The following is a 26218-nucleotide window of genomic DNA, read 5'->3' on the forward strand; positions in this document are numbered from 1 at the left end:
ATGAGGGCCGATCCGTCCCCGCTGCCGCCCGACCCCCGGCACGATTGGTCCTGCCTCGACCGGGCAGCGCGCGATGCCGCCTACGACAACAACGCGGCGGTGCCCGATGCCGCCGCCCAGGCCGCGGCGCGCAACGCGGCCTCCGCCGCCTACCGCGCTGCGCATCCGGGCGCCCTCGACATCCCCTATGCGTCGGCGCCCCGCACGGCCCTCGACCTCTATCCGGCGGCAAACCCGGCGGCGCCCTGCCTCGTCTTCATCCATGGCGGCTATTGGCAGCGCAATTCTCGTGACCTGTTCGCCTGCTTCGCCGAAGGCCCCGCCGCTGCTGGCTGGTCCGTGGCGATGCCCGGCCACACCCTCGCCCCCGAGGCGAGCCTGACGCAAATCGTCGAGGAGATCGGCCTGGCCCTCGATTGGCTGGCCGAGCACGGGCCGGCGCACGGCCTCGGTGGCCCACTGGTCCTCGCCGGCTGGTCGGCGGGGGCGCATCTCGCGGCGATGCAGCTGCATCACCCAGCCGTGGTGGCGGGGCTCGCGATCTCGGGCGTCTACGAACTCGGACCGATCCGCGACACCGGGCTGAACCAGGCCCTCTTCCTCACCGACGCGGAGGTTGCGGCCTTGTCGCCCCTGCGCCTGCCGGTGGTGGGGAAACCCCTGGCCATCGCCTACGGCACAGCCGAGCGCCCGGCCCTCGTGCACGACGCCCGCGACTTCCACGCCCTGCGCAGCGCCCACCACGCGCCGGGGCCGCTCCTTCCCGTCGCGGGGGCCGAACACTTCTCGATCTTGAGCGAACTGCGTCGTCCCGGCGGCGTGCTGGTGCGCGCCGCGATCGATCTCATCGAGGGGAGACACGCATGAGCGACGCGATCCTGCTCACCGAGGGCGTCGGCGCCCGCCTGCCCCGCAAGGAAGACGACCGCCTGATGCGCGGGCGCGGACACTATGTCGGCGACCTGCGCCTACCCGGCCTGCAGGACGTCGCCTTCGTCCGCAGCCCCCTGGCGCATGCCCGCATCCGGTCGATCCACGTACCGGAGGCGTTTCGCCACCAAGTGTTCACGGCGGCCGACCTCGCGGACGTGCAGCCGATCCGGGCCGTCTCGGGGCTCGCCGGCTTCAAGGTCTCCGAGCAGCCGGTCCTCGCCAAGGACAAGGTCCGGCAGGTCGGCGAATTGCTGGCGATCTGCCTCGCGCCGACGCGAGCGCAAGCCGAGGACATCGCCGCCGCCATCGTCCTCGATCTCGAAGAGCTTCCGGCCGTGCACGACATGCTCGCCGCCCGCGAGCCCGGCTCCGCCCTGGTCAACGAGCATTGGGGCGACAACGTCTTCCTGGAGACCCTGGTCGACGTGAACTTCGCTTCGGCGCTCGATGCCCCGATCAAGGTCTCGCGGACCATCTCCACCGGACGCCAGTGCATGGCGCCCATCGAGGGGCGGGGCACGGTGGTGCATCTCGACCACCGCATGGATCAGCTCGTGGTCCACACGGCGAGCCAGATGCCGCATATCGTGCGCAACGGCCTCTCCGAATGTCTCGGGATCGAGCAGGGGCGCCTGCGCATCGTCTCGCCCGATGTCGGCGGCGGCTTCGGCTACAAGGCGATCCTGCTCGCCGAGGATGTCTGCCTCGCCTGGCTGGCGCTCCGCGTCGGCCACCCCGTGCGCTGGCTGGAAGACCGGCGCGAACACCTCACCGCAAACGCCAATTGCCGCGAGCACCATTACCGCATCACCGCCTATGCGGAGCGGGACGGCACCCTCCGGGGCATCGATTGCGAGGCCACCGTCGATTCCGGGGCCTATTCGGCCTACCCGTTCTCCGCCTGCCTCGAGGCCGCGCAGGTGGCGAGCATCCTGCCCGGCCCTTACGACTTCCCGGCCTATCGCTGCCGGACCTGGTCGGTCGCCACCAACAAGTGCCCGATCCTGCCCTATCGCGGGGTCGCCCGGACCGGCGTCTGCTTTGCCATGGAACTGATCCTTGATGCGGTGGCGGCCGAGGCCGGCCTCGAGCCCTGGACGGTGCGCGAGAAGAACCTCGTGCGGGCCGAGCAGATGCCCTTCGACAACATCACCGCCAAGCATTTCGACAGCGGCGACTATCCGCAGGCGCTGAGACGCGCCCTGAAAGCCATCGACGTCGACGCCGTACGGGCGCGCCAGCGGATTCCCGAGCCCGACGGGCGCCGCATCGGCCTCGGGCTTTCGATCTACTGCGAGCAGGCGGCGCACGGCACCTCGGTCTATTCCGGCTGGGGCATCCCCATGGTGCCGGGCCACGAGCAGGCGGGTGCGCGCCTCACCCCCGATGGCGGGCTCGAACTCCGGATCGGTGCCCATTCCCACGGGCAGGGATTGGAGACGACCCTGGCCCAAGTGGCGCACGAGATCCTCGGTGTGCCGGTGGCGCGGACGCGCCTTGTCCATGGCGACACCGCGATGACGCCGTATTCCACGGGCTCCTGGGGCTCGCGCGTCATGGTGATGGCCGGTGGCGCCGTGGCGGCGGCCTGCCGCGAACTCAGCTTGCGGGCGCTCCGCATCGGGGCGCACCTGCTCCAGGCCGACCCGGCGGACTGCCGTTTCGAGGCGGGCCGCGTCATCGGTCCCTTGGGCGATGTCGGCCTTGCGCAGATCGCCCACACCTGGTACCGGCGCCCGCAGGATTTGAGCCTGGACGTGAATCCGGGCGGCCTCGAAGTCACCGCCGGTTACAAGCCGCAACGCGATTCCGGCACCTTCTCGTACGCGGCCCATGCGGCCCTCGTCGCCGTGGACCCCGATCTCGGGGCGGTGGAAATCCTCGACTACGTCATCGTCGAGGATGGCGGCACCCTGGTGAACCCGCTGGTGGTGGACGGCCAGATCTATGGCGGCCTCGCGCAGGGGATCGGTACGGCCCTCTACGAGGAGATGCGCTTCGATTCCCGGGGCCAGCCGCTGGCCTCCACCTTCGCCGACTACCTCCTGCCGGGGCCGGCGGAGGTGCCCGAACCCCGCATCGACCACATGGAGACCCCCTCCCCCTACACGCAGTTCGGCGTGAAGGGGATCGGCGAGGGCGGGGCCATCGCGCCCCCGGCTGCGCTCGCCAACGCCATCAACGACGCCCTGCGTCCCCTCGGTGTGGCGATGCTGCATGCGCCGGTGAGCCAGCACCGCATCGTCGAGGCCGTGCTGGAGGCCCGTGACGCGGCCTCTGCCCGCAGCCGGGAGGCCGCATGAAACCCGCCCGCTTCGCCTATGAGCGCCCCGGCGATCTGTCCGCCCTGCTCGCCCGGCTCGCCACCGCCGAGGGCAGCGTGAAGCTGATGGCCGGGGGGCAATCCCTCGGACCGATGCTGAACCTGCGCCTCGTCGAACCCGAGCTCGTCCTCGACATCACGGGCATCCCCGAACTGCGCCGGGCGTCCGTCGAAGGCGAGACCCTGGTGCTTGGTGCCTGCGTCACCCACGCGGATATCGAGGACGGGCGCGTGCCCGACCTCACGGGCGGCGCCATGGCGCGGGTAGCGATGGCTATCGCCTACCGGCCGGTGCGCAATCGCGGCACGATCGGCGGCTCCCTCGTCCATGCCGATCCGGCCGCCGACTGGGTCACGTCGCTGATCGCGCTCGGCGCCGAAGTCGAACTGGCCTCGACATCCGGTCGCCGCCGGCTGGCCCTGGAGGACTTCGTCACCGGCGCCCTCGACGTGGCCCTGGCGCCCGGTGAAATGCTGGTCGCCGTGCGGATTCCCGCCCTCCCTCCCGGCACTGCCTGGGGCTACGTCAAGCATTGCTCCAAGATCGGCGAGTTCGCCCACGCCATCGGGGCCGTGCGGATCGAGCCCCATGCCGGGCGCGGCCGTGTGGTGATCGGCGCCATCGAGCGTGCGCCCCTCGTGATCCCGGACGCATCCGACCTGTTCGGCGGCCGGATCGGGCCTGACTTCGCCGAACGCTTCGATGCCCGGGCCGCCGATGCGCGCCTGCGTGGGGCCGGGATGACCGACGCCGTCGACCGTCACGTCCACGTCACCGTGCTGGGCCGCGCCATCGCGCAGGCGGCCGCCGCGCCGCCCTCCCTCACACCTACTGTCAGCGAGGCCGCATGAGCACCGCCGCGTCCGCCCTTCGCGACGACCGCCTGCCGCTAAACTTCACCGTGAACGGTCGTGCGCGCAGCCTGCGGGCCGAGCCGCGCACGCATCTCGGCGACGTCCTGCGCGACACCCTCGACCTGACCGGGACCCATCTCGGCTGCGAGCACGGAATCTGCGGGGCCTGCACGGTGCTGCTCGACGGCGAGCCGGCCCGCGCCTGCCTGACCTTCTCCGGCGCCTGCGCTGGCGCCGAGGTGACCACTATCGAAGGGCTCGACGACGACCCGGTCGCCGGTGAGTTGCGGGCGGCGTTCAACCGCGAGCATGCCCTCCAGTGCGGCTACTGCACGCCCGGCATGCTCATCGCCGCCCGCGACCTCGTCCTGCGCCTGCCCGACGCCGACGAGCGCCGCATCCGCGCCGGCCTCTCGGGCAACCTGTGCCGCTGCACCGGTTATGTCGGCATCGTCCGAGCGGTGCGCAGCGTCATCGCCGAGCGTCGCGCCCGCGGCATCGCGCCGACGACCGGCGGACAGCGCGGCCTCGGCCCCGTCGGCGCGCGCCTCGGCACGTCGTCCGGCACTGCATCGGATGCGGCCCGCACGCCCCTGCGCCCCGTTGCACAGGCCGAGGCCGCGCCGTCGATCGCCGATCTCGACGGCGATTTCGTGCCGGCCCACCGGTTCGACCAGTCCTTCACCGTGGCGCACCCGCCCGACACCGTCTTCGCTCTGTTCGGCGACGTCGAGGCCGTGGCTGCCTGCCTGCCCGGCGCCATGCTGACGGGCCAGCCGAACTCGGACGCGGTCGAGGGCGCGCTTCAGGTGCGGATCGGGCCGATCGCCGCGCGCTTTCGCGGCCGCGCCCGGATCTTTCGCGATGAGGCGGCCCGCACGGGACGCATCCTCGGTGCCGGCAGCGACGCGGGCGGACGCTCCGCCACGCAGGGCGAGATCCGCTACCGCGTCGGGCCGGGCGAGCCCCCCGGAACCGCCCGGATTGATCTTACCGTCGGCTACACCCTCAAGGGGCCGCTGGCGCAGTTCGGGCGGCCGGGGCTCGTGCGCGACCTCGCCGGACGCCTCGGGGCCGACTTCGCCGCGAACCTCGAAGCCCGCCTCTCCGGTGCGCCGGCCCCGGCTGCCACGGGCCTCAACCCCCTGCGCCTGCTCCTCACGATGCTGAGGACTTCCCTGCGCCGGCGCCTCGCCGCATGGGGCCGCCGTCCCTGACCATCGCCTCCTCCCCGCGATTCTGCCCGCGATCCTGCTCAAGACCGGAGACCACCATGACGCGCAGCCACACGATTCCCGCCTTGACCCTCGCCTTCGTCCTGTCGGCGGGGGTGGCCCACGCGCAGGCGATCCGGATCGGCGTCAACGAGCCCCTCACCGGTCCGTTCGCGGCATCGGGCACCTACGTGGTCAACGGCGCCCGGATCGCCGCCGACGAGATCAACGCCAAGGGCGGTGTCTTGGGAAAGAAGCTCGAACTCGTCGTCGAGGACAACAAGAGCAACCCCACCGAGGCGGCGGCGGTGGCCGAGAAATTGATCACCAGCGACAAGACCCCGGTGCTCATGGGCGCCTGGGGTTCCAGCCTGACGCTCGCGGTGATGCCCAAGCTCGCCGATTACGAGACCGCGATGCTGGTGGAGACCTCGTCGTCGGGCAAGATCACCACTTCGGGCAACCCCTACGTCTTCCGCATCTCGCCGCCCTCGGCCCTGGAAGCTGAGGCTTTCGCGCCGATGGTGGAGAAGCTCGGGCTGAAGAAGGTCGATTTCCTCGCCATCAACAACGACTGGGGCCGGGGGGCGGCGGCCGATTTCGGCAAGATGCTCAAGGGCAAGGGCGTCACGGTCGGCCTCGTGGAGACCATGGACCAGGGCGCGCAGGACATGAGCGCTCAGCTCTCCAAGTTGAAGGGCTCGGATGCCGACACGATCATGATCACGGCTGCCGTCGATCAGCTGACGCTCCTGTTCAAGCAGAGGGCGGCGCTCGGCCTCAAGAAGCGGATCATCACCACCGGCGGCTCCCAGAACCCCGACCAGATCATCGCCCAGGCGGGCAACGCCGCCGAGGGAACGATGCATCTCACCACCTTCCTGCCCTGGTACCCGGAGAAGACCCCGAACCCGGCGGCTACCGCCTATTTCATCGGCGAGTGGAAGAAGCGCGGCTTCGAGTTCGCCGGCGTCACCGAGAGCTTCCGGGGCTACGACGGCATCCGCGCCATCGCGGCGGCCATCGAAAAGGGCGGCGCCGCCGATGCGGCCTCGATCAAGAAGGGGTTCTGGTCGGTCGATTTCACCGGCCTCAACGGACAGATCCGCTTCGCCAAGGCCGGCCCCGCCGGGTCCGAGAGCGGCCAGAGCAAGCCGGACGTCTATCTCGTCAAGATCGACGGCGGGAAGGTCGTGGTGCCGACGCTTTAGCCGGGCGCATGCCTCCCGGCTCGCACCCCTCGGGTATCACATGCGGAACAGGCTCTTTTCCTTAGGGCTACTGGATTCCCCCATCTGTTTTTGCAGGCAGAGTGCGTCCCTCTCCCCCTTGTGGGGAGAGGTTAGGAGTGGGGGTGGCTCCGCTTGCCCCCGCAAGCTGAGGGTCGCTCAACCACCCCCACCTCCAACTCCTCCCCACAAGGGGGAGGAGGGCCGCCCATCCCGCGCAATTGCCGTCACGCTGACGGACAGGGACCCGCGCCAAGCTCGCTGACTCTGCACTGACGCCCAGCCGACGACCGTATCACCTGCTTACAGGCGAGGCCTCGATGACCGAATTCCTGCAGCACCTTCTCAACACCCTGGTCCTGGGGGGAACCTATGCCCTGCTGGGCATCGGGCTGACCCTGATCTTCGGGATCATGAACGTGGTGAACTTCACCCACGGCGCCCTCTACACGGTGGGCGCCTACATCATGTACCTCGCCGTCACCGCCCTCGGGCTCGGCTTCTTCGCCGCTCTGCCGACCGCGATCCTCGGCGGCCTCCTGCTCGGCGCAATCCTCGACCTCGTGCTGCTGCGTCCGTTGCGCGGCGCGGACATGGACACGACCATGCTGGTGATGATCGGGGCCGGCATCGTCCTGCAATCGGGCACCCTCTGGCTGTTCGGCGGCGTCGCGAAATTGATTCCGACCCCTTTCCCGGATGCGCCGCTCCAGCTCGGACCCGTTTCGGTGTCGTGGCTGCGGCTGTTCGTGCTGGGCGCGGCCCTCGCGCTGATCGGCCTGACCTACTGGCTCATCAACCGGACCCGCCTCGGCCTCGCCATGCGGGCCACCTTCCAGGACCATGACACGGCCTCGCTGATGGGGGTCAACGTGCGGCTCATCTACACGGCGACCTTCGCCGTCGGCTCCAGCCTCGCGGCAGCGGCCGGCGCGCTCCTCGGGCCGGTCTACGTGGTCTTCCCGCAGATGGGCGGCATGGCCGAGCTGAAGGCCTTCGCCATCGTGATTCTCGGCGGGCTCGGCAACATCACCGGGGCGGCCATCGGCGGCTTCATCCTGGCGCTGGCCGAGGAGCTGGGCGCCGGCTACATCTCGTCGGGCTACCGGGACGCCATGGGCTTCCTGATCATCATCGCGGTGCTGATCTTCAAGCCGACCGGCCTCTTCGCCAAGGCGGAGCGTATCGGATGACCCGGCACCTCCCCGCTCTCGCCCTCCTGGCGGCGCTGGCCGCCCTGCCCTTCGCGCTGGGCCACAACCCCTACCTGCTGAACGCGCTGATCACGACGGGCATCGTCACCATCGCGGCCATGAGCCTGAACCTGCTGCTCGGCTTCACCGGGCAGCTCAGCCTCGGGCACATCGCCTTCTTCGGCATCGGCGCCTATGTCAGCGCCCTTACGAGCCTCGGCTTCGACGTGGAGCTGCTCTGGGGCCTTCGCATCGTACACGAGCCGTGGCCGCCTATGGTGGGCTTCGGCCTCGCCGTGCTGGCGACGGCCGCCTGCGGCTACCTCGTCGGCCGCCTCTCCTTCCGGGTGCGGGGTGCCTATTTCGTCATCGTGACGATCTCCTTCGCCGAGGTGGTGCGGCTCGTCGCCCTCAACTGGGTGGAGCTGACGCAGGGCCCCCTGGCGCTGACGGGCATCCCACCCTTCAGCCTCGGCCTGCCCGGCCTCGGCTCCGTCACTCTGCGGACGAAGCTGCAGAACTACTACCTCGTCCTCGTGGTCGGCACGCTCTGCTACGCCCTCATCGCCCGCCTCGTGCGTTCGCGCTTCGGACGGGCCATGCGGGGCCTGAAGGAGAACGAGTCCCTGGCCCTCTCGGTCGGCATCAACGCCACCCGGACCCTGACCCTCGCGGCGGTGATCTCGGCGGCGATGGCGGGGGCGGCCGGCAGCCTCTACGCCCATTACCTGCGCATCATCGATCCCGACGTGTTCCTGTTCTCCACCACGGTGACCATGGTCATCATGGTGGTGGGCGGCGGCAAGGGCACGCTGCTCGGCCCCGTCGTCGGCGGCCTGATCTTCGGCCTGCTTCCCGTCGCCCTGCGGCCGGTCATGGTGCCGGAGGCGCAATGGATGGTGTTCGGCCTCGTGCTGATCGTGATCCAGTTCGTCATGCCCCGGGGCATCGTGCCGGGCCTCGCCCGTCTCGCCACGCGCCGTCACGCGCCCGGTGGTGCACCCGCCCGGATGCCCGTGGAGGCCAGGCCATGAGCGAGATCCGCGCTCCCATCCTGTCGGTGGACCATGTCGGCGTGCGCTTCGGCGGCCTCGTCGCCATCGCCGACCTGCATTTCGACGTCCATCCCGGCGAGATCGTCAGCCTGATCGGCCCGAACGGGGCCGGCAAGACGACGGCCTTCAACGTGGTGACGGGCTTCCTGAAGCCCAGCCAGGGTCAGGTCCGGTTCCGCGGCACCAGCCTCCAGGGGTTGCAGCCACATGAGATCGTCCGTCTAGGCCTGAGTCGGACGTTCCAGCGCACCAGCGTGTTCCCCGACGACACCGTGTTCGACAATGTGATGATCGGCCTGCATCGGCGGGGCCGCGCGCGGCTGGTCGACACGCTGCTCGGGCGGGACCGCACCGGCGAGGCGGCTCTGCGAGACCGGGCCCGTGAACTCCTCGACTGGGTCGGGCTCTCCGGCCGGGCCCAGGAGAAAGCCGGGTCCCTGGCCTATGGCGAACAGCGCCTCGTCGGGGTCGCGCTGGCCCTGGCCACCGAGCCTGCCATGCTGCTGCTCGACGAGCCGGTCTCCGGCATGAACGCCTCCGAGACCCAGGTCTTCGTGCGTCTGATCCGCTCGATCCGCGAGCGCGGCGTCACCATCCTCCTCGTCGAGCACGACATGCCGATGGTCATGGAAGTGTCCGACCGGATCGTGGTCCTGAATTACGGCCGCCTCATCGCCGAGGGGCCGCCGGCGGCGATCCGTGCCGATCCGGCCGTGATCGAAGCCTATCTCGGCCAGGGAAGTGCCGCGCGCGAAGCCGCACAGGCCGCCAGGGAGACGATCGATGCTTGAGATCCGCGATCTCGTCTGCGGCTATGGCACGGTGACGGCCCTGAAGGGGCTCTCGCTCAAGGTCGAGGAGGGACAGCTCGTGGCGTTGGTCGGCGCCAACGGCGCCGGCAAGTCGACGACGCTTCGGGCCGTCTCGGGACTCATCCCGGCGCGCTCGGGTAGCATTCACTTCGCCGGCCGGGACATCACCGGCACCGACCCGCGCAAGGTGCTGGCCCAGGGCATCGCCCATTGCCCGGAGGGGCGGCGGGTGTTCCCGCAGATGAGCGTCGCGGAGAACCTCGCCATGGGCGCCTACCTGCGGCGCGATCCGCCCGGGGTGTCCGCCGATCTCGCGCGCATCTATGGCGAGTTCCCGCGCCTCGCCGAGCGCAAGCACCAGGCTGCCGGCACCCTTTCGGGGGGCGAGCAGCAGATGCTGGCCATCGGCCGTGCGCTGATGTCCCGCCCCCGGCTCGTCCTGTTCGACGAGCCTTCGCTGGGGCTCGCCCCTAATATCGTCGAGCGCATGTTCGCCGTCATCCGGGCGATCTGCGACGCCGGCACCACGGTCCTCCTCGTGGAGCAGAACGCCTTCGCGGCCCTCGAACTCTGCGACTACGCCTACCTGCTGGAGACTGGCCGCATCGTACTGGCGGGGCCGGGCTCTACGCTGATCGCGGACCCGCATGTGCGCCAAGCCTATCTCGGCGGTTGAAGGCGGGGCCTGGATCCATGCCTGCCGGATCGGGGCCCTGGACGGCCGGGCCATTCTCCCCGTCTTCGTCGCCGGGCGCCATCTCGTGCTCGTGCGGGACGGTGACGGCATCTTCGCGGCGGAACGGGCCTGCCCGCATGAAGGGGCGGATCTCGCCCTCGGCCATTGCTCCGGGGGACGCCTGTTCTGCCCAAGGCACGCGGCATGGTTCGCGCTGACGGACGGTGCCGTCTCGCCGGGATGGTTCTTTCGCGACCTCCGCACCTACCCGACCCGCAGGAACGGGGGCGATATCCAGGTACGGATCGAATCCGACGGATGAGGTCGCGGGCCGGCCATCGTGACCGGGATCCGCGAGAGGGAGCATGGCATCGCCGGGCTCGCTCGCCGAGACGATCGTCTCGGCGCCGCGGCGATGAAGCCCAGTGATCAGAGCGCCTTCAGAAAGATCGGCCAGCGCGGATCGTTCATGATCGAGCGCGCCCGCATGTGTTTCCAGATTCCGTATTTGTAGAAGTCGAAATCGAGGGTGGAGATGGTGTTCTGCACCATCGCCCAGGTCGACCATTTCACGTCGGCGAGTGCTTTGTGCACCATTAGGCGGGCGAACGATGCCTTGTCGTAGCGCCCGAAATACGCCTCGATCAGCTCGCGATCGACGCTCTCGGGGAAGAACATCTCTCCGCTCCAGATCGCGAGGTCGTAGAGGCGATCGTTGTTGGAGGCGTATTCGAAGTCGATCAGCAGGATGGAGCCATCCTCGCCAATGAGGAAGTTGCCCGGCATCGGATCGTTGAAACAGGGTACGAGATCGAGACCGGAGGCTTCGAGCGCCGACTGCGCCAAGCGCGTCTGGCGCGTCAGCCACACATGGTCGGGCGGCATCGGTGCCCGGAGTTCGGCCACCTGCCGGTCATGTTCGGCGATCATGTCGAACACGGTCTTGGTGAGGGGCAGCAGCGGCGCCGCGTGGAATCGGCGATAGACGCCCATCGCCTCGGCCCGCAGGGCGGGGTCGGCGAAGTCGCGGTGGGTCGAGGGACGTCGGCCATCGACGAACTCGGCGATCTCGATGTCCCGTGCGTCGAGATGATCGAAGGTACGGGGCCCGAGTCCGATCGCTTCGGCCTGCCGGCTGGCGGCGCGGGCGGCGGCGCGATCGATGAACATTTCCGTTCCGCGACCGGGCATCTTCACGAAATAGGCATGCGGTTCGCCATCGATCTCGACGCGCCAATTCATGTTGCTGATGCCGCCCAGGACCGGGCGATAGCGCATGGGGCGTCCCTGCCATGGCGCGACCGAGCGGAGAATGGCCTCGAAGGCGCGTTCGGTATCGGTGGTGCCGCCGCCCAGGGATATCATGCTCGCCTCGTCACAGGGATCTCAGGCTTTCCTCGAAACCCGGTCCACCGACCCGCATCCGGCACCGCAGGAAGCGCCAGGCCGCATATTTGCGGAATTCCAGGGCGCGGCGGGGTGACAGGCGGTCCATCGCCAGGGCCCGGAGGCCCCAATGGAGATCGTCGGCGGCGGCATAGGCCCGGCAACGGTGGAAGATGGCGTCGCGGTAAGCCCCTTCCGCCATCTCGATCGCAGGCTTCATCTGGGCGTCGAACTGGCAGGCCTCGTTGAGAAAGGCGCCGAGCTGGTAATGGGGGTCGGTGTCACAGGCCATGTCGAAATCCACGAGCTGGAGCGCGCCGTCCGGGGAGAACAGCAGGTTCGAGGCATGGGGGTCGGCATGGGCCGGACGGATCTCGGTTCCGGCGGCTGTCAGCGCCGCCTCGATGGCGTCGACCCAATCGAACAGGAACCAGGAATCCTGCGGCAGGGTGTCGGCTTCCTCGCCGAGGAATGCGCGAAGCCCGCGGATCGCCTCGAAGACGCTCCAGCGACGTTCGAACGGTTCGCCGGCACCGATGCGCCGGAAGGCCTCGAAGACCGTGACCATGCGCTCGGGCCGGCGCAACGCGTCGAGGGTGGCGGGACGCCATTCGGGGCCCAGAGACTCGAACAGGATCGCGCCCTCCGCCTCGGCCAAGTGGAGGGGGCGAGGCGCAAGACCCAGGGAGGCGATCCGTTGCGCTGCCCGGAAGGCAGCGGAGGGATCGAGCAAGGCCGCGGCCGCGCGCTCCCCCACCTTCAGGAAGTAGCGAGGTGCCGCATCCGCGGCCTCGCCGACGTGGTACGAGGTCGATTCGACGCCGTGATAGGACGGTGAGGCGACCCCCGGCACGGCCTCCCGATAATGGAGCGCCCTCCCCGCCAGCATGGGCGCGGCGGCAAGGGCCGCTTCGGCGAGGCGTTCCTGCGTATCCGCCGGCATGCCGAGCGCTTTCACCGACGCTCCTTCTCCACTTCGAGGACCGACAGGCCCTCGTTGGCGAGGATAAGGAGCATATCCGCCAGGACTTGCGTGCCGAAGGCATGATCCTCCGGCGTGGTGAACTCGGTCGGGTGGTGGATCACGCCGCCGACACTGGGGACGGCCAGCACGATGGAGGGGCACACCGCCGCGAGGCTGATCGCATCATGGCCGCCGATCGTGTCGAGGGATCGGGCCGGGGCGCCGTTGGCGTCGCTCGCGCGCTCGGCGAGGTGGACGAGACCGGGCGACATCCGTCCGGCCGCGCGGCGGTCGATGGAGCGGATCTCATGCCCGACTTCGGCCCGTGCGGCGGCCGCCTCGATGCTCGCCAGCAGCCGCGTCTCCGCCTCGGCCAGGATCGCCTGCGATGCGGAACGGAGCTCGATGAACAGCACGGCCTCGCTCGGAACGGTGTTGGGCGAGTTCGGATACACCTCCATCCGGCCGACGGAGGTGTGCAGGTCGAGCCCGAATTCCCCGGCCAGCGCCTTGAGGTCGGTGATGACATAGGCCCCGGCCAGGAGGGCGTCGTGGCGCGCTGCCATCGGGGTCGGCCCGGTATGGGCCTGCCGCCCAAGGAAGGCGAGGCGATACTTCACGGCTCCCCAGAACCGCGTGAAGGCACCGAACCGCAGCCCTTCCCGCTCGAGGACCGACTCGCCTTCGATGTGCAACTCGAGATAGGCGTCTGGAATCGGGACGGTATCGGTCCCGGCATAGCCGATGCTCTCCAAAGCTTCGCCGACCGAGATCCCCGCCCCGTCCCGCCGGTCGAGGGCCCAGGCCAGGTCCGCCGCTCCCGTGAAGACGCTGCTGCCGAGGAGACTCGGCTGGAAGCGAGCCCCTTCCTCGTTGGTCCAGTTGGCGACCACGAAGTTGCAGGCGGACCGGCCGCCGCTCTTTTCCAGGCTCTCGCGGACCGCCAGGATGGCCTCGCAGGCGGAGATCACACCGAGTGCGCCGTCGAAACGGCCGCCATTGGGCTGGCTGTCGATATGGGAGCCGACCATCACCACGGGGGCGTTGGCGCCGGCCAGATCGAGGCGACCGAACTGATTGCCGATAGGATCGACCTTCCTCGTGAAGCCGTTCTTGCGGAACCACGTGGCGAGCCAGTCGCGCGCCTGTCCGTCTTTGGGCGAGAGGGTCAGGCGGGTCATGGAGCCGTCCGCTCCGCCGCCGAAAACGGAGACAGCCTCCATCATGGCCTGGAGGCGCGCGGGGTCGATCCGTACAGAAGAGGGTGAGGTCGTCTCAGGCATGGATCACATCCACTTGTGTGCGCTGAAAGGCCCGCGCGATATCGCGCGTGAGAGGGGCGTTGGTAACGAGGGTGTCGACGGCGTCGAGGCCGAAGGTGCGGATCGTGCCGAGCCGGCCGAACTTGGAGGAATCGGCCAGGATGACGGAGTGGCGCGTGCGCTCCACGGCGAGACGGCGCAGGACCGCCTCGTCCTCGCCCAGATCCATGAACCCATGCGCGTGATGCACGGTGACGATGCCCATGATCGCCACGTCGTAGATGTGCTCGCGCAGGACGGCGTGCGTGCGATGGCCGAACAGGGCCCTGTAGTCCGGCTTCATGTCTCCGCCCAGCACGGTGACCTGCGCCTGGGGATCGCCCGCCAGAAGCGCTGCGATGTCGATGGAGTTGGTGTGAACCCGGATGCGCCGGCCCAGCAACTTGCGGGCGAAGGCCAGTGTCGTGGTGCCCGCATCGATGAAGACCGTCATGCCGTCCTCGACGAGTGGCAGGGCGGCCTCTGCGATCCGCGCCTTCTCCCGGGCGCCGACCCGGACACGTTCGTCGAAGGGCCTGTCGCTCTCTCTCCGGTCGAGGACGGCCCCGCCATAGACCCGCCGCGCATGGCCACGCAGTTCGAGGTCGCGCAGGTCGCGCCGCACGGTCTCGGTGCTAATGGCGAGCCGGGTCGCGAGGTCCTTCACGGTTACCCGCCCGTCGCGTTCGAGCGCATCGAGGACGAGATCGAGGCGACGCCCGGTAATCCCCATCGCAGGCATTCCCTCCTTTGCCGCCGATCCGGGGCCATGTGCCCCGGTCCCGACGCCGACCGGGAGATGGGCCCGCCGAAGGAACAAGCCGTGCATCAGACGAGTCCGGCGACACGGTTCGGGGCGGGATCCGTCACGAGATGGCAGGCGGCGAGATCGCGCGATCCGCGCACGCCGAGGTGCGGGCTCAGGGTCACACAGGTCTCGAATGCCTGCGGGCAGCGTGACCGGAACGAGCAGCCGGTCGGCAGGTCGATCGGGCTCGGGGGCTCGCCCTCGAGGAGACAATCCTCCGGCCGGTAGCGCCGCTCCTCCAGGGTCGGCATCGCCGACAGCAGGGTCCGCGTATAGGGATGGCCGGGATCGAAGAAGAGGCGCTCGTTATCGGCGAGTTCCACGACCTCGCCGAGATACATCACGGCGATACGGTTGCAGGCTTTGCGCACCATGGCGAGGTCGTGACTGATGTAGATGTAGGTGAGGCCGTGCGCGCGCTGGAGCGTGTCGAACAAGGCCAGCAATTTGAACTGTTCCGTCTGGTCGAGGGCCGAGAGGGTCTCGTCCATGAGCAGGATCTCCGGGTCGAGCACCATGGCGCGGGCGACGTTGATGCGCTGGCGCTGCCCGGCGGAAAGCCCGAGCGGCAACTGGTCGTAGAGCGAGACGGGCAACCCCACATCGTTCATGACGTCCCGTACCTTGTCGCGGATACGCCGGGCGTCGCGCCAGCCATGAGTGCGCAGGGGCGCTTCGAGCATCGCACCGATGCCCGTGCGCGGAGGCAGCGAGTCGAACGGATCCTGGAGCACGAGCTGAAGCTTGCGCCGGAAGGCGAGAAGCTCGGACCCGGAAAGCCCTGCAATGTCCCTCCCCTCACACAGAACCTCGCCGCTGCTGGGCCGTTCCAGGCGGCTGAGCAGGCGCATCAGGGTGGACTTGCCGCAGCCGGATTCGCCGACCACCGCGAAGCTGTCGCCCTTGTGGATGTCGAAGGTGACATGGCGAACCGCGCGCAGCGCGCTCGTCCCGGCAAAGCTGCCGCGCTTCTTCACCCGGTAGGTCTGCGACACGTCCCGCAGGCTGACGATGGCGGAGCCCGGTATTGCGCCCTTCCGCGGGACGGCCGGCACCGTCGGCCGCGCGCTCCAGATCGCGGGGATCTGCGCCACGAGTTCGCGGGTATAGGGATGGCGGGGCGCGGCGATCAGCGCTTCGGTCGGCTGCTCCTCCACCAGCCTGCCCTCATCGATGACGAGGATACGGCTCGCCGCCTCGCGGGCGACGGGGAGCGAGGACGAGACGAACAGGATCGCGGTGTCGAACCCCTCGGTCAGCTCGCGCATCAGGCGGATCACCTGGGCGGCGACGGTGACGTCGAGGGGCTGGGTCACGTTGTCGGCGACCAGAAGCGCCGGGTTCGAGATCATGGCGTCGACGATCAGGGCCCGCTGCATCATTCCGCCGGAGAATTGCGACGGGTAATCGTGAAAGCGCGCGCTCGCCGAGGGAATGCGCACCGCGTCGAGCATCGCGATCACGCGGTCCTGTGCTTCGGCCGCATTCACCTCCGGCGCCACCGCCCGGATCTTCTCCACGATCTGGCGCCCGACCGGGAGGGTCGGATCGAGGGCACCCATGGGATTGGCGCCGACATAGGCGATGTCGCGGCGTAGCCGCCGCATCGCGCGCGCGGGCAGCGTGAGAAGGTTGCGGTCGCGGAACCGAACCTCGCCGCCGCCGATGACCAGGGGCGGGGCGATCCAGTTGACCACCGCCCGGGACAGCACCGTCTTGCCGGCGCCGGAAGCGCCGACCACGCCGACGATCTCACGCGGCGCGACGTCGAACGAGATGCCGTCGAGGATACGGCGCTCGCGACCCGGAAGGTTCAGGTCGATCCGCAGATCGCGGACGGAGAGGACGGGGCCCATCAGGCGCCTCCGTGAATCGTGTTGCGCGCGCGCTCGAAGGCAGCGCCGATCAGGTTGATGCTGGTCAGCGTCAGGCACAGGAAGACTCCCGGCATGGTGGCGATCCACCAGGCATTGAGGAGGTACTTGCGGCCATCGGCGATGATGTTGCCGAAGGTCGGTGTCGGCGGTTGCACGCCGAGACCGAGGAATCCGAGCGTCGACTCGAAGATCATCATCCGGGCGACGTCGAGCACCGAGGTGAAGAGCAGCGGCGGCACCAGTAGGGGCACCAGCAGGGTGAGGATGATGCGCGGGTGCGTCGCCCCGGAGACCTGCGCGGCCCGCACGTATTCACGGCCCCGCTCGGCCATGACCATCGACCGCATCACCCGGGCATAGACTGGCCAGTTCGACAGGCCGAGTACCAGGATGATTGCCGGGATCGTCGGACGCGAGACGCCGAGCACCGCGATGGCCAAGATGATCATCGGGATCGAGAGTTGCGCGTCGGTGATGCGCATCACCACCGTATCCGTGCGACCGCCGAAATAACCCGCGATCGTGCCGAGGGCACAACCGATCAGGAGAGTGACGGCGACCGCGGCAACGCCGATCAGGAAGGAGTAGCGCAGGCCGACGAGGCTGCGCACCAGCATGTCGCGGCCGATCTGGTCGGTGCCGAGCGGGTGGGCCCAGCTCCAGGTCTCACCGACGAACAGCGGCGGCAGCAGGCGCGCGCGCACGTTCATCTTCAAGGGATCGATGCCGCTGAGCTCGGGGTAGAAGGCAGCGGCGAGGGCGAGGAGCGTGAACAGCGCGAAGCCGATGCGGAACTCGGTGGAGCGGCCGGCATGCGAGAGGATGCGCCGGCCGATCGAGCGGGAGGCGGCGACGTCGACCCGCAATGGCTGGGCGACCAGGGTGGCGTCGAGGGCGCTCATCAGTATTCGAGCCTCGGATCGATGGAGGTGGCGGCGAGATCTACGAGGATGTTGATGAGGACGAAGATCGCGCTGGTGACGATCGCGATGCCCTGGATCAGCGGGAAGTCGCGCTGCAGCACCGCATTGATGGTGAGCAGCCCCAGACCGGGATAATCGAAGATGTATTCGACGATGATCACGCCGCCGAGCAGGCTGGAGAACTGCACCCCGAGCAGGTTGAGCAACGGGACGGAGGCGTTGCGCAGGGCATGAGCGGCGACGATCCGGCTCGGCGACAATCCGCGGACATGGCCGACGGCGACGTAGGATTCGCTCATCTGCGCGGCGACGGCCCCCGACAGGGTCCGGATCAGCACCGGCGACAGTTCCACCGCGAGCACCAGGGCCGGCAGCACGGTGTAGGAGAAGCCGCCATAGCCGATCGCCGGCAGCCAGCCGAGCTTCACCGACAACAACAGCGCCAGGACGATACCGAGCCAGAAATTCGGCAGTGAGACGAAGACCGACGAGACGGTGAAAGCCAGCTTATCGGCGATGCCGCCCGGGTGCAGGCCCGCCGCGATCCCGAGAAGGCTGGAGAAAACGAGGGCGAAGAGCAGGGCCAATGCCGCCAGTTGCAGGGTCATCGGCAGGGCATCGAAAATGAGGTCCAGGACCTTCGCACGCTCGCCGCGGGTGGTGTCGTTGAAGGTCGCGCCGCCGGTCGACGCGCCGTTGGCCGGCCGCACGAAGCTCTGGCCGAGATCGCCCTGGACGACGCGCACGATGTAGCGTCCGAACTGGACCGGGATGGGATCGCGCAGACCCATCTGGGTGGCGATCTGCTCGATCAGGGCTTCGGGCGCCATGCCGCCGGCCATGAGCCGCACGGGATCGCCCGGCACGACCCGAAGCAGCGTGAAGATCAGCAGCGAGACCAGGAAGATGATGACCGCACCCTGCGCGAGGCGCCGGGCGAGGAAACTGAGAACGAACATCGGGTGCAGGTCCGGTGACGGGTTCGGCAGGGCGCGACACGTCTCCCGCCGGAGCGGACCGTGTCGCGCGCCCGACGCGCATGGGATCGGGCTGGTTGCTCAGACCGTCTTGGAGGCGTCGATGGAGCCGTCGGGGTAGACATAGAGACCCTGCAGCTCCTTCTGCATCGCGTGGATCATCACGGAGGTGAACAGCGACAAAGCCGGCACTTTCGCCGCGAGGAGCGGCATGGTCTCGTCTTGAAGGATCGCCTTGCGTGCTTCCAGCGTGGGCGCGGCCCGCTCCTTGTCGAGGCTCGCGTCGATCGCGGCGTCCTCGATGCCGGTGATCCGGTGCGAGGACGAGTGGAAATGGGTGCGCAGCACCAGATCCGGCTCCGGCGAGCCCGTGGACCAGCCGCAATCGACCATGTGGCCCGGGCCGCCGCCGGGGCGATGGTAGAGGCGCTCGTTCCATGCCGCCGGTTCCAGGACGGTGAGGCTCACCGGGAACCCCTGCTCGTTGAGCATCGCGGTGATGACCTCGCCGTATTCCTTGGTCTTCGGGTAGAAACCCACCGACGTGATGTATTCGAGCGGCGGCAGCCCCTTCCCCTTCGGGAAGCCGGCCTCGGCCAGCAGCGCCTGCGCCTTGGCGGGGTCGTAGGCCGGATAGTTCTCGAGATCGACGTAGCCGAATTTCACGGGCGAGACGTAGTTCGCGGATGCGTGGCCGGCCGCCCCCAGAAGCTCGACGATCATCGCCCGGTCGATGGAGTGGCAGGCCGCCATCCGGATGCGCACGTCGTTGAAGGGCGGTTTGGAGCAGCGGAACCAGAGATACTTGTTCTCGACGGAGACGACCTGATTGATCGCGATCTTCGGGTTGGCCTTCACGGTCTCGACCTGCTCGGGCTCGAGCCGTTCGACGATCGAGGCCTGCCCGTTCATCAGCGAGAGCATCCGGGTGGTCGAGTCGCCGGTGAAGGTGAAGTCGATGCCCGGGATCGCCGGCTTGCCCTTGAAGTAGCCGTCGAAGGCGGCGAGGACGGTGCTGTTGCCGCGCTGTTCGACGAAGCGGAACGGACCCGTGCCGTTGAGCCGGCGGGTCAGGGCGCCGCCCGGCCCTTCCGCGATGTCCTTGGCCGACATGATCGGCAGGAACGACGCCAGGAAGATGAAGAGATGGGCGGGATAGCCGCCCTTCGACGTGTCGACGATGACGGTCTCGTCGTCGGGCGTCGTGATGGTCAGCGTGTCGGTCGGGCCGGGATACCATTGCGCCGGCCGGTCCTTGCCCGAGCCGTATTCCAAGGTGGCCTTGACGTCCTCGGCCTTGAACGGTTTGCCGTCGTGGAAGTGGATGCCCTTGCGCAGCTTGATCTGCAGGCGGGTGGGCTCGATCAGCTGGATATCGGTGGCGAGCTCGTAGACCACCTTGCTCGGGTCATCGAGCGTCATCGGCGTGCGGGTGAGGAAGCCCATCACGAATCCCTCAATGTTCTTCTGCGAGAGCGTGGTGTGAGCGGTCGGATCCCAGTTGCCGGTGATGTTTTCGGCGGACAGGAACACCAGCGGCTTTCCCCCTTGCGCGAAAGCGGAGGAGATCAGGAAGTCCGGATTGATCTGGCTGACACCGGCCAGTGCCGCACTGCCTTGCAGAAACCGCCTGCGATCCATCCCGTCGGCCATCCTGAAACTCCCAAAGCCACGTATCCGTCAAAGTGGTCAAAAACCACAAAGCACGGCGCGTGCCAGAGCGCTCGAATCGGTCAAAACGGGCATGGGGCGGATGGTGGCGGGGCGGGGCGGGAGATGGCTCCCAATCGGCGATCCGGCTCTCTCGTCCCATCGATGGGTGGGGATCAGCGAAGGGGCGATATCAGCAGGGCTCTGGCCCGGTGCGGGCCTGCGCCGCGCCGGCGCTTCGGTGGAGGACAGCGTCAACCTCGCTCATAGGCCAATTTAACGAGGCTCCATGAAGTAGCCTCGCCGGGTATCGCCACACGTCGCGGAGCCCGGTCGGGTCGATGCACCGTTCCGGGATCTCCGGCGTCGGGCCGTCGCATGCTTCGAGCGAGAGGTTGCGCCGTGACGGCCGGCGTGAGGGAGCCTGCCGCTCGGCACCCTTATCGATCACGCGGCCTCGGAAAGGCTCCGCTCGGCGACCACGAGGGCGCGGCCCAGCTTGATCGCTCCGTGGTGGCGGCGGTCCGCGATCGCGTCGTGAATCGCGAGCAGGTGGGGGGCCAGCGCCGGGGTCGTCCGAATGATCTCGGTGGCCTGGCGGGCGAAAAGGTCCTCGGCCTCGGCCGGGTCGTCGGCGAGGTAGAGGATCTGCAGGGTGACGCAGAGCATCTTCGCGGGCGTGTCGGCCTCGCTCTCCTTGATGACCTCGGATTCGCGCAGGAACTTACAGTGGGTCTCGATGAGGAAGTCGGAGCGCCGCGATCCGTTGCGGATGAGCGCGCCGTTGATGAGGAAGCCCTCGTAGGGCTTTTGGATCATAGGGATCGTATCCAGTGGCGGTGAGATAGTTGCGGCATTCGTCTTGTCGGAAGGCAGAGAAAGCCTCTCGAATGGCAATGGTCAGGTCGTCGGCGGTTCGCGCTGCGGCGGTCCGGAGGAGGGCTTTCACTTTAGCGAAGGTCTGCTCGATGGGGTTGAAGTCGCTTCGCGGTCCTTCGGTTCTGGACTGTAGGGCGGGAGGTAGAGAACCCGTGCGCCGACCGCCTCGATGGCCTCCCGCACCCCGGCGACCTTATGGGCGTTCAGGTTGTCGAGGATGACGGTATCGCCGGGTTCGAGCACCGGAGCCAGGGTGTCGGTGACGTGGGCCCGGAACCGCATACCATTCGTGGCTCCATCGAAGACGGTTCTGACGATCAGTCCCGTGGCCCGCAGGGCAGCGGTGATGGTGGTGGTCTTGTAGTGACCGTGAGGCACGGCGATCCGGCAGCGCTGGCCGCGTGGCGCGCGACCGTAGCGGCGGGCCATCTTGGTCGTGGCGGCCGTCTCGTCGAGGAAGACCAGGCGATCCGGATCGAGATCGGGTTGACGCTCGAACCAGTCCTCGCGTGCGGCCTTCACATCCGGCCGCTCCTGCTCAGCTGCGTGGGCAGCTCCTTTTTACGGGTGATCCCATGCCGGGCGAAGAAGCGTGACAGGCTGCTCGTGCTTGCCCGGACGCCCCGTTCCGAGAGAGCGTCGCGGAGTTCACGCAGGAAGGATTGCGGATGCTCTTCGTTGATCCGAAGGATCAGGGCCGCCTGCGCTTCCAGGCGCTGCGAGTTGTGGTCGCCGCCCATGGGCTTGGGCGCGATCCGCCCGTCCTGCCGGTAACGCTCGTGCCAACGGATCGCGCTGGCTGCCCCGACCCCGAAGCGTTTGGCAGCCTGACGCCGCGATGCACCCGCTTCAATCGCGGCGACCACACGCTCGCGCAGATCGACTGACAGGGCCGAAGGCATGGCAATCCCCCCTCATAAGCCCGTCCAGTGACTCACACGCCAGCCAGATCGCCTACTCCAAACGATTCAAACCGCCAGGGCACGGCTCTAGACCGGCATTGGCGCAATGCCCGCACGGTCTCGTCGCACAACCCCCGGCTCTTCAAGGACCGCATCGTCGGAGATTTCGCCATCAATGGTACCGAACCGCCATTCCAGTGGAAGACTGGCCAAGTGCTGCCGAAATGATGCCCCCTTTCAAGGACAAGTAGAACCAGCGATAGCGATGGCGTTGGTCGGGGCTCACCGGTTCCCTTTACTTCTGGGATAGCTGGATTTGACATCGTCCGATTTGAGTCGGCTCAGCCAAACAATACCCCGTAGCCCTCCTCGAACACCCGTCCGAGTTGGCGGCGGTAATCGGCATAGGCCGGCATGCCGGACGTCACGCGTCCGTAGCTGAGTTCTGGGCCGGCCGAAACTTCGGGGATGAGGGCGAGCGGGGCCGCGGCTGGGGTCAACTGGGTGCCGCGTCCCGCATGCAGCGTCGTGAGCAGCCCGAACATCTCGCCATGAATGGTCGGCCGGCAGAGCACGGCAAGGCGACATTGCCCCTGCCAATTGGTCACGAGATAGATCATGCCCGACTGGTTCGGCACCGCGACGCTGCCGGTCTGGGCAAAAGGTGCATCGCTTCGCTCAGCCTCGCGGAAGGCAAGGCGTGCGCTCGCCGCGTCCCACGCGATCTCGGTGCGATAGGCGAAGACCGCATCCGCCATGCCGAAGGATGGCCGCAGCGTCAGATAGCGCCCTTCGAGCCAAGCGGCGGATTCCCGGGAATAGGAGCCGAGTTCGGAAGGAGCGTGCCGCGTCTCCGGTGCTGCGCTGACGGGCTCGGTGCCGTTGCGCAGGCGCTGGCCGAGCGCTTCCTCCAGGCGGATGGTGGTGGCGAGCGTGAAGGGCCGGCGGCCGGCCAGAGCCTTCTCCAGGGTCGAGATGCTGATCCTAGCCAGATCGGCGAGCGTTTGACGGGAGATCCGGCGACGGGCGAGCGCCTCGCGCACGGCCTGGGCAATGGCGCGGCTCTGGCCCTCGGGCAGCTCGGTCTCGGGTTCTTGCACGGTCTCTCGGCTCGTCGCTCGTCTCTGCAGAGATCCGCACGAAACCGCACAGGCTGGCAAGACACAGCTTGGTAAGCGGAGTGGCTCAATCCGCGCCGTCCACCGCCTCTGCCTCCACGACCAAGCGCAGCGGCCCCTGCACCAGGCCATCCAGAGGCCAGCAGGTCACGAGGGCGATGTTCCGTCCCGGGGCGGCCGGATCGATGCCCGATGCGTCCCAGGACACGACCCGGCTGCCGCTGATCCGGAAACGGATGGTGCGCCCGTCCCGTCGGGTCACCGAGACGACATCGCCCGGCTTCACCGCTGCGAGCACCGCAAATTGCGTATCGCGATGGGCCGCGAAGATGGCGGTGCCCGGCTCGCCCGCCTCCGGTGTCCCGTCGAGATGGCCGGGGCCGAAGGCCAGGGCCTGTCCGCTGCCGCCGCGCAGGGCTACGAAGCTCTGTTCCGCCACCGTGAGTCGTGCCACCGGCTCGGTATCGGCCGATGGCCAGGGCCGCACCGGGCGGCCCTCGGCGAGGCTTCGGGCGAAGGCACGCTCCAGGAGCACCTGCGCGAGCGCGGCCTTGGCGGGAATCCAGGCGGCTCCGACCAGGACGCCGAGGCCGGCGAGGATGAGGAGGGTGGCGAGCACCCTCCCCCCGGTCATGCGGCGCATCGGACGCTCCGCACCCGGCGAAGGGTGAGCAATCCGCCGAGCAGCAGGACGAGACCCAAGAGGATCTGCGCCCGGGTGCCCGCCGCGGTCTGGGGCAGCGGGACCGCCTGGGCCGGAACCATGGCCTGGGCCGGGATGAGAGCGGCGCGGCGCTCCTGCGGCGGCTGCGCGGCGCGCTCGCCGAAGACTTTCGCGAAGTCCCAGCCCGCCGGCAGGTTCAGGGGCAGATCGGTCGCCACGAGGGGAGCACCGGCCGGCCGGCGCGGGGTCGCGTCGACGGCGACGAGGCTCGTCAGGCGGGTCATCAGCTTATGCGCCAGGGCGAGCTGCAGGATCGTGGCATCGGCCTGGTTCGGCATTACGCGCCCGGTGACGCGGGCGGTTTCGGCCTCGGCGATCTTGGAGCGTGCCCAGACCTTCGAGATGCCCGTCCCCTCGGCCGCGTCGGCCAGGGACACGCTGGTCTGCCACGGCGCTTCGCCGATACGGCCCGTCAGTGTCAGGGTGCCCGTCGGCTCCGCGATGTCGGCGGCGAGCACCACCGGCTCGCCACGGTAGAGGTCGGGCAGCGGATTCGGGGTGATGTCACCGCCGTTCGAGAGCGTCGCGGCAAGGTCGGTGACGGCGGGGGTCTCCAGCTTGGCATAGAGGCTGCGGGTGCGCTCGGCCACTTGGTCGACGGTGTGGATCGCGGTGTAGCTGCCCCGACCGATCTCGGCGGCGTGACGCATCAGGTGCCCGTTCGGAGCCGAGCCGATCCCAACCATGAACAGCCGGCTCCGGCCGAGGCCGTCGTGGATCGCGGCGAAGATCCGGTTCTCGTCGCCGATGGCGCCATCCGTGAGGAAGACGATCTGGCGGACGCGGGTCCGATCCTCCGGATGGCTGTCGGCGAGGGCCGCACGGAGGGGCGCAAGCATCTCGGTGCCGCCGCTCGCTTCCAATCCGGCGACGAAGCTCTCGGCCGCCCGCAGGTTCTCGGAATTCGCCGGGACCGGCTCCTGAAAGAGCTGGCTCATGGTGTGGTCGAAGCGGATGACGGTGAACCGATCGCTTGGCGTGAGCCGGGCAAGGCCGGCGAGCAGCCCGGCCTTCGCCTGCCGCATCGATGCGCCGGACATCGAGCCCGAATTGTCGATGACGAAGACCACGTCACGGGGCTGGCGCCGCGCCGCGTTCGCGTCCGGCGGGGTTACGGTAGCGAGGAGGTAGGTGCGGCCGGCCACCGTCTCGCGGAACAATCCGAGGCGCGGCTCCATGCTCGGCACGGGTTCCCAGGTGAGTTCGAAGTCGCGGTCGGCGGGGGCGACGCCGTCGGCCAGGGTCACGCGCCGGGATTCCGGGCCGGTCTCGTCGACATGGAGAGGATGGGTGGCGCTCCTCACCATGCCGAGCGGAAAGCCGGCCTGGAGCCGCACCGTGATACCGACGGGATTGACCGGGGCGGCCAGGGAGGGGTCGAGGACGGGCGCGGTGATCCGATCGCGATCGGGCACCGGGTCGGAGGCCGTCTCATCACGCGCCGAGACGAGATCCAGTGCGGGCGGGGCCGGGTTGTAGCGAGGAGCCACCACCAGGGGCAGCCTCAGGGAGCGGGTGCCCCCGGACATGGCCACCGTCTGCTGGTACTCAATCTGCACCAGCACGGTCTCGCCCGGTCCGATATTGGCGACGGTGTTGGTGAAGACGTTCGGCCGATCCTGCTCGGTCAGGGCCGCGCTCTGTCCGGCCGCCTTGGCCGCCTCGTAGATGCGCTTGGCCGCCGCGCGCTCGCGGATCTCGGCGACGATCACCTTGTCGCCGATCACGAGCTTCATCGTATCGACCGCCGAATCTTCCGGCAGCGGGTAAAGGTAGGTGCCTTCCACCCAGGACCCGGTGGTGTTGCGGAAGGCCTGCGTCACCACCGTGCGGGCGGTCGGGCCGCTGATGGTGACGCTGAAATCGGTGCTGAGACGCGGCGCCTCGACCGGCGAGGCGGCATCCGGCACACGCAGAACCAGGCTGCCGCTCGACGGTGCCGGCAGGGCACTGGCCGAGCAGATCGAAATGAGTAGCGCGAGAAGCGCCAGGAACAACGGCGAAACGGGCTGGACGATTCCGGTGCCATCCGGCGGGCGGACGCGCTTGGTGAGAATTGAGGGTAGCATGGGTCTGATCTCCGAGCTCCCGGCTCGATGGCCGGCTCGTTTCGGAGATTCACCCGCGCATCGAAGCTTCGCCATGGGACGCTTCGGCCAGTCTCGGGCCGCACCCGGACGACTGAGCCCGGCGCAGGCGGATCTGTCCGGTGTCCGTCCGGTACCGTGCGGACAACGCGGTTCCGCTCCGCCTTCAAGAAGAGGCGAACCTCGCTGCACGGCCGCGTCCCAGGCGGCCGTGTTGCGGAAGGGTGGTCATCGGCGATTGCCGGGCAGGCTCGGGTTGCGCAGGCTCGAGTTGCGACAGCCAACTCCAAGCCCGTGAGATCCCCGACGACCGACGAGATGACGAGCTTGCG

22 protein-coding genes and 2 pseudogenes are annotated in these 26218 nt (G+C 68.6%); 11 read left to right on the forward strand and 13 right to left on the reverse strand.

Going from position 1 to position 26218, the window contains the following annotated elements:
- The 10 genes from ACYQOP_RS20595 to ACYQOP_RS20640 all read left to right on the forward strand — a co-directional run bounded on the left by ACYQOP_RS20595 (nt 1) and on the right by ACYQOP_RS20640 (nt 10612).
- Nucleotides 1–867, forward strand: coding sequence for an alpha/beta hydrolase (locus ACYQOP_RS20595; RefSeq protein WP_461223697.1), 867 nt, complete (start codon nt 1–3; stop codon nt 865–867).
- Complete coding sequence (locus ACYQOP_RS20600; protein WP_461223699.1) at nt 864–3236, forward strand: xanthine dehydrogenase family protein molybdopterin-binding subunit; 2373 nt, start codon at nt 864–866, stop codon at nt 3234–3236. The genes ACYQOP_RS20595 and ACYQOP_RS20600 overlap by 4 nt, the downstream gene beginning before the upstream one ends.
- Nucleotides 3233–4108 carry an FAD binding domain-containing protein gene (locus tag ACYQOP_RS20605; RefSeq protein ID WP_461223701.1) on the forward strand — a complete coding sequence of 292 codons (876 nt, stop codon included), beginning with the start codon at nt 3233–3235 and terminating at the stop codon, nt 4106–4108. The genes ACYQOP_RS20600 and ACYQOP_RS20605 overlap by 4 nt, the downstream gene beginning before the upstream one ends.
- Nucleotides 4105–5328: a xanthine dehydrogenase family Fe-S subunit gene (locus ACYQOP_RS20610; protein WP_461223702.1), complete on the forward strand. Its 1224-nt coding sequence runs from the start codon at nt 4105–4107 to the stop codon at nt 5326–5328. Before ACYQOP_RS20605 ends, ACYQOP_RS20610 begins: the two co-directional genes overlap by 4 nt.
- Nucleotides 5329–5384: 56 nt before the next feature.
- Nucleotides 5385–6536, forward strand: coding sequence for an ABC transporter substrate-binding protein (locus ACYQOP_RS20615; protein WP_461223704.1), 1152 nt, complete (start codon nt 5385–5387; stop codon nt 6534–6536).
- A 338-nt stretch (nt 6537–6874) separates the two neighbouring features.
- Complete coding sequence (locus ACYQOP_RS20620) at nt 6875–7747, forward strand: branched-chain amino acid ABC transporter permease (RefSeq protein ID WP_461223706.1); 873 nt, start codon at nt 6875–6877, stop codon at nt 7745–7747.
- Nucleotides 7744–8781 (forward strand): branched-chain amino acid ABC transporter permease, encoded by a 1038-nt coding sequence (locus tag ACYQOP_RS20625; RefSeq protein ID WP_461223708.1) that lies wholly within the window; start codon nt 7744–7746, stop codon nt 8779–8781. Before ACYQOP_RS20620 ends, ACYQOP_RS20625 begins: the two co-directional genes overlap by 4 nt.
- Nucleotides 8778–9593 (forward strand): ABC transporter ATP-binding protein, encoded by an 816-nt coding sequence (locus ACYQOP_RS20630; protein ID WP_461223710.1) that lies wholly within the window; start codon nt 8778–8780, stop codon nt 9591–9593. The genes ACYQOP_RS20625 and ACYQOP_RS20630 overlap by 4 nt, the downstream gene beginning before the upstream one ends.
- Nucleotides 9586–10290 (forward strand): ABC transporter ATP-binding protein, encoded by a 705-nt coding sequence (locus ACYQOP_RS20635; protein WP_461223712.1) that lies wholly within the window; start codon nt 9586–9588, stop codon nt 10288–10290. The genes ACYQOP_RS20630 and ACYQOP_RS20635 overlap by 8 nt, the downstream gene beginning before the upstream one ends.
- Entirely contained in the window at nt 10262–10612 is a 351-nt protein-coding gene (locus ACYQOP_RS20640) for a Rieske (2Fe-2S) protein (protein WP_424753578.1), read from the forward strand. The genes ACYQOP_RS20635 and ACYQOP_RS20640 overlap by 29 nt, the downstream gene beginning before the upstream one ends.
- Nucleotides 10613–10719: 107 nt before the next feature.
- Here the strand turns inward: ACYQOP_RS20640 and ACYQOP_RS20645 are convergent, their stop codons facing one another.
- From ACYQOP_RS20645 to ACYQOP_RS20690, 10 genes and pseudogenes are all read right to left on the reverse strand, one after another.
- Nucleotides 10720–11655: a phosphotransferase gene (locus tag ACYQOP_RS20645; RefSeq protein ID WP_461223714.1), complete on the reverse strand. Its 936-nt coding sequence runs from the start codon at nt 11653–11655 to the stop codon at nt 10720–10722.
- A gap of 10 nt (nt 11656–11665) precedes the next feature.
- Nucleotides 11666–12634, reverse strand: coding sequence for a phosphotransferase (locus ACYQOP_RS20650; RefSeq protein WP_461223716.1), 969 nt, complete (start codon nt 12632–12634; stop codon nt 11666–11668).
- On the reverse strand, nt 12631–13923 hold the full coding sequence (locus ACYQOP_RS20655; RefSeq protein WP_461223718.1) for an allantoate amidohydrolase: 1293 nt from the start codon (nt 13921–13923) through the stop codon (nt 12631–12633). The genes ACYQOP_RS20650 and ACYQOP_RS20655 overlap by 4 nt, the downstream gene beginning before the upstream one ends.
- A complete protein-coding gene (locus tag ACYQOP_RS20660; protein ID WP_461223720.1) occupies nt 13916–14770 on the reverse strand; it encodes a DeoR/GlpR family DNA-binding transcription regulator in 855 nt (284 codons plus the stop codon). Before ACYQOP_RS20660 ends, ACYQOP_RS20655 begins: the two co-directional genes overlap by 8 nt.
- Entirely contained in the window at nt 14770–16605 is a 1836-nt protein-coding gene (locus tag ACYQOP_RS20665) for an ABC transporter ATP-binding protein (protein WP_461223722.1), read from the reverse strand. Before ACYQOP_RS20665 ends, ACYQOP_RS20660 begins: the two co-directional genes overlap by 1 nt.
- Nucleotides 16605–17528: an ABC transporter permease gene (locus ACYQOP_RS20670; protein WP_461223724.1), complete on the reverse strand. Its 924-nt coding sequence runs from the start codon at nt 17526–17528 to the stop codon at nt 16605–16607. The genes ACYQOP_RS20665 and ACYQOP_RS20670 overlap by 1 nt, the downstream gene beginning before the upstream one ends.
- Nucleotides 17528–18508 carry an ABC transporter permease gene (locus ACYQOP_RS20675; protein ID WP_461223726.1) on the reverse strand — a complete coding sequence of 327 codons (981 nt, stop codon included), beginning with the start codon at nt 18506–18508 and terminating at the stop codon, nt 17528–17530. The genes ACYQOP_RS20670 and ACYQOP_RS20675 overlap by 1 nt, the downstream gene beginning before the upstream one ends.
- A 99-nt stretch (nt 18509–18607) precedes the next feature.
- On the reverse strand, nt 18608–20179 hold the full coding sequence (locus ACYQOP_RS20680) for an ABC transporter substrate-binding protein (protein WP_207412483.1): 1572 nt from the start codon (nt 20177–20179) through the stop codon (nt 18608–18610).
- Nucleotides 20180–20623: 444 nt separating this feature from the next.
- On the reverse strand, nt 20624–20995 hold the full coding sequence (locus ACYQOP_RS20685) for a flagellar biosynthesis repressor FlbT (RefSeq protein WP_461223728.1): 372 nt from the start codon (nt 20993–20995) through the stop codon (nt 20624–20626).
- 4 nt (nt 20996–20999) lie between these two features.
- Nucleotides 21000–21957, reverse strand: a pseudogene (locus ACYQOP_RS20690) (IS630 family transposase); the annotation flags it as partial.
- A gap of 78 nt (nt 21958–22035) precedes the next feature.
- Between ACYQOP_RS20690 and ACYQOP_RS20695 the strand changes: the two are divergent.
- Nucleotides 22036–22185 (forward strand): annotated as a pseudogene (locus ACYQOP_RS20695) (monooxygenase); the annotation flags it as partial.
- A 113-nt stretch (nt 22186–22298) separates the two neighbouring features.
- Here the strand turns inward: ACYQOP_RS20695 and ACYQOP_RS20700 are convergent.
- The 3 genes from ACYQOP_RS20700 to ACYQOP_RS20710 all read right to left on the reverse strand — a co-directional run bounded on the left by ACYQOP_RS20700 (nt 22299) and on the right by ACYQOP_RS20710 (nt 25868).
- Nucleotides 22299–23057, reverse strand: coding sequence for a helix-turn-helix domain-containing protein (locus tag ACYQOP_RS20700; RefSeq protein ID WP_461223730.1), 759 nt, complete (start codon nt 23055–23057; stop codon nt 22299–22301).
- An 85-nt stretch (nt 23058–23142) separates the two neighbouring features.
- On the reverse strand, nt 23143–23718 hold the full coding sequence (locus ACYQOP_RS20705; RefSeq protein WP_461223732.1) for a class GN sortase: 576 nt from the start codon (nt 23716–23718) through the stop codon (nt 23143–23145).
- A complete protein-coding gene (locus ACYQOP_RS20710) occupies nt 23706–25868 on the reverse strand; it encodes a marine proteobacterial sortase target protein (RefSeq protein WP_461223734.1) in 2163 nt (720 codons plus the stop codon). Before ACYQOP_RS20710 ends, ACYQOP_RS20705 begins: the two co-directional genes overlap by 13 nt.
- Nucleotides 25869–26218: the final 350 nt, after the last annotated feature.

Source organism: Methylobacterium sp. CM6247, assembly GCF_054817925.1.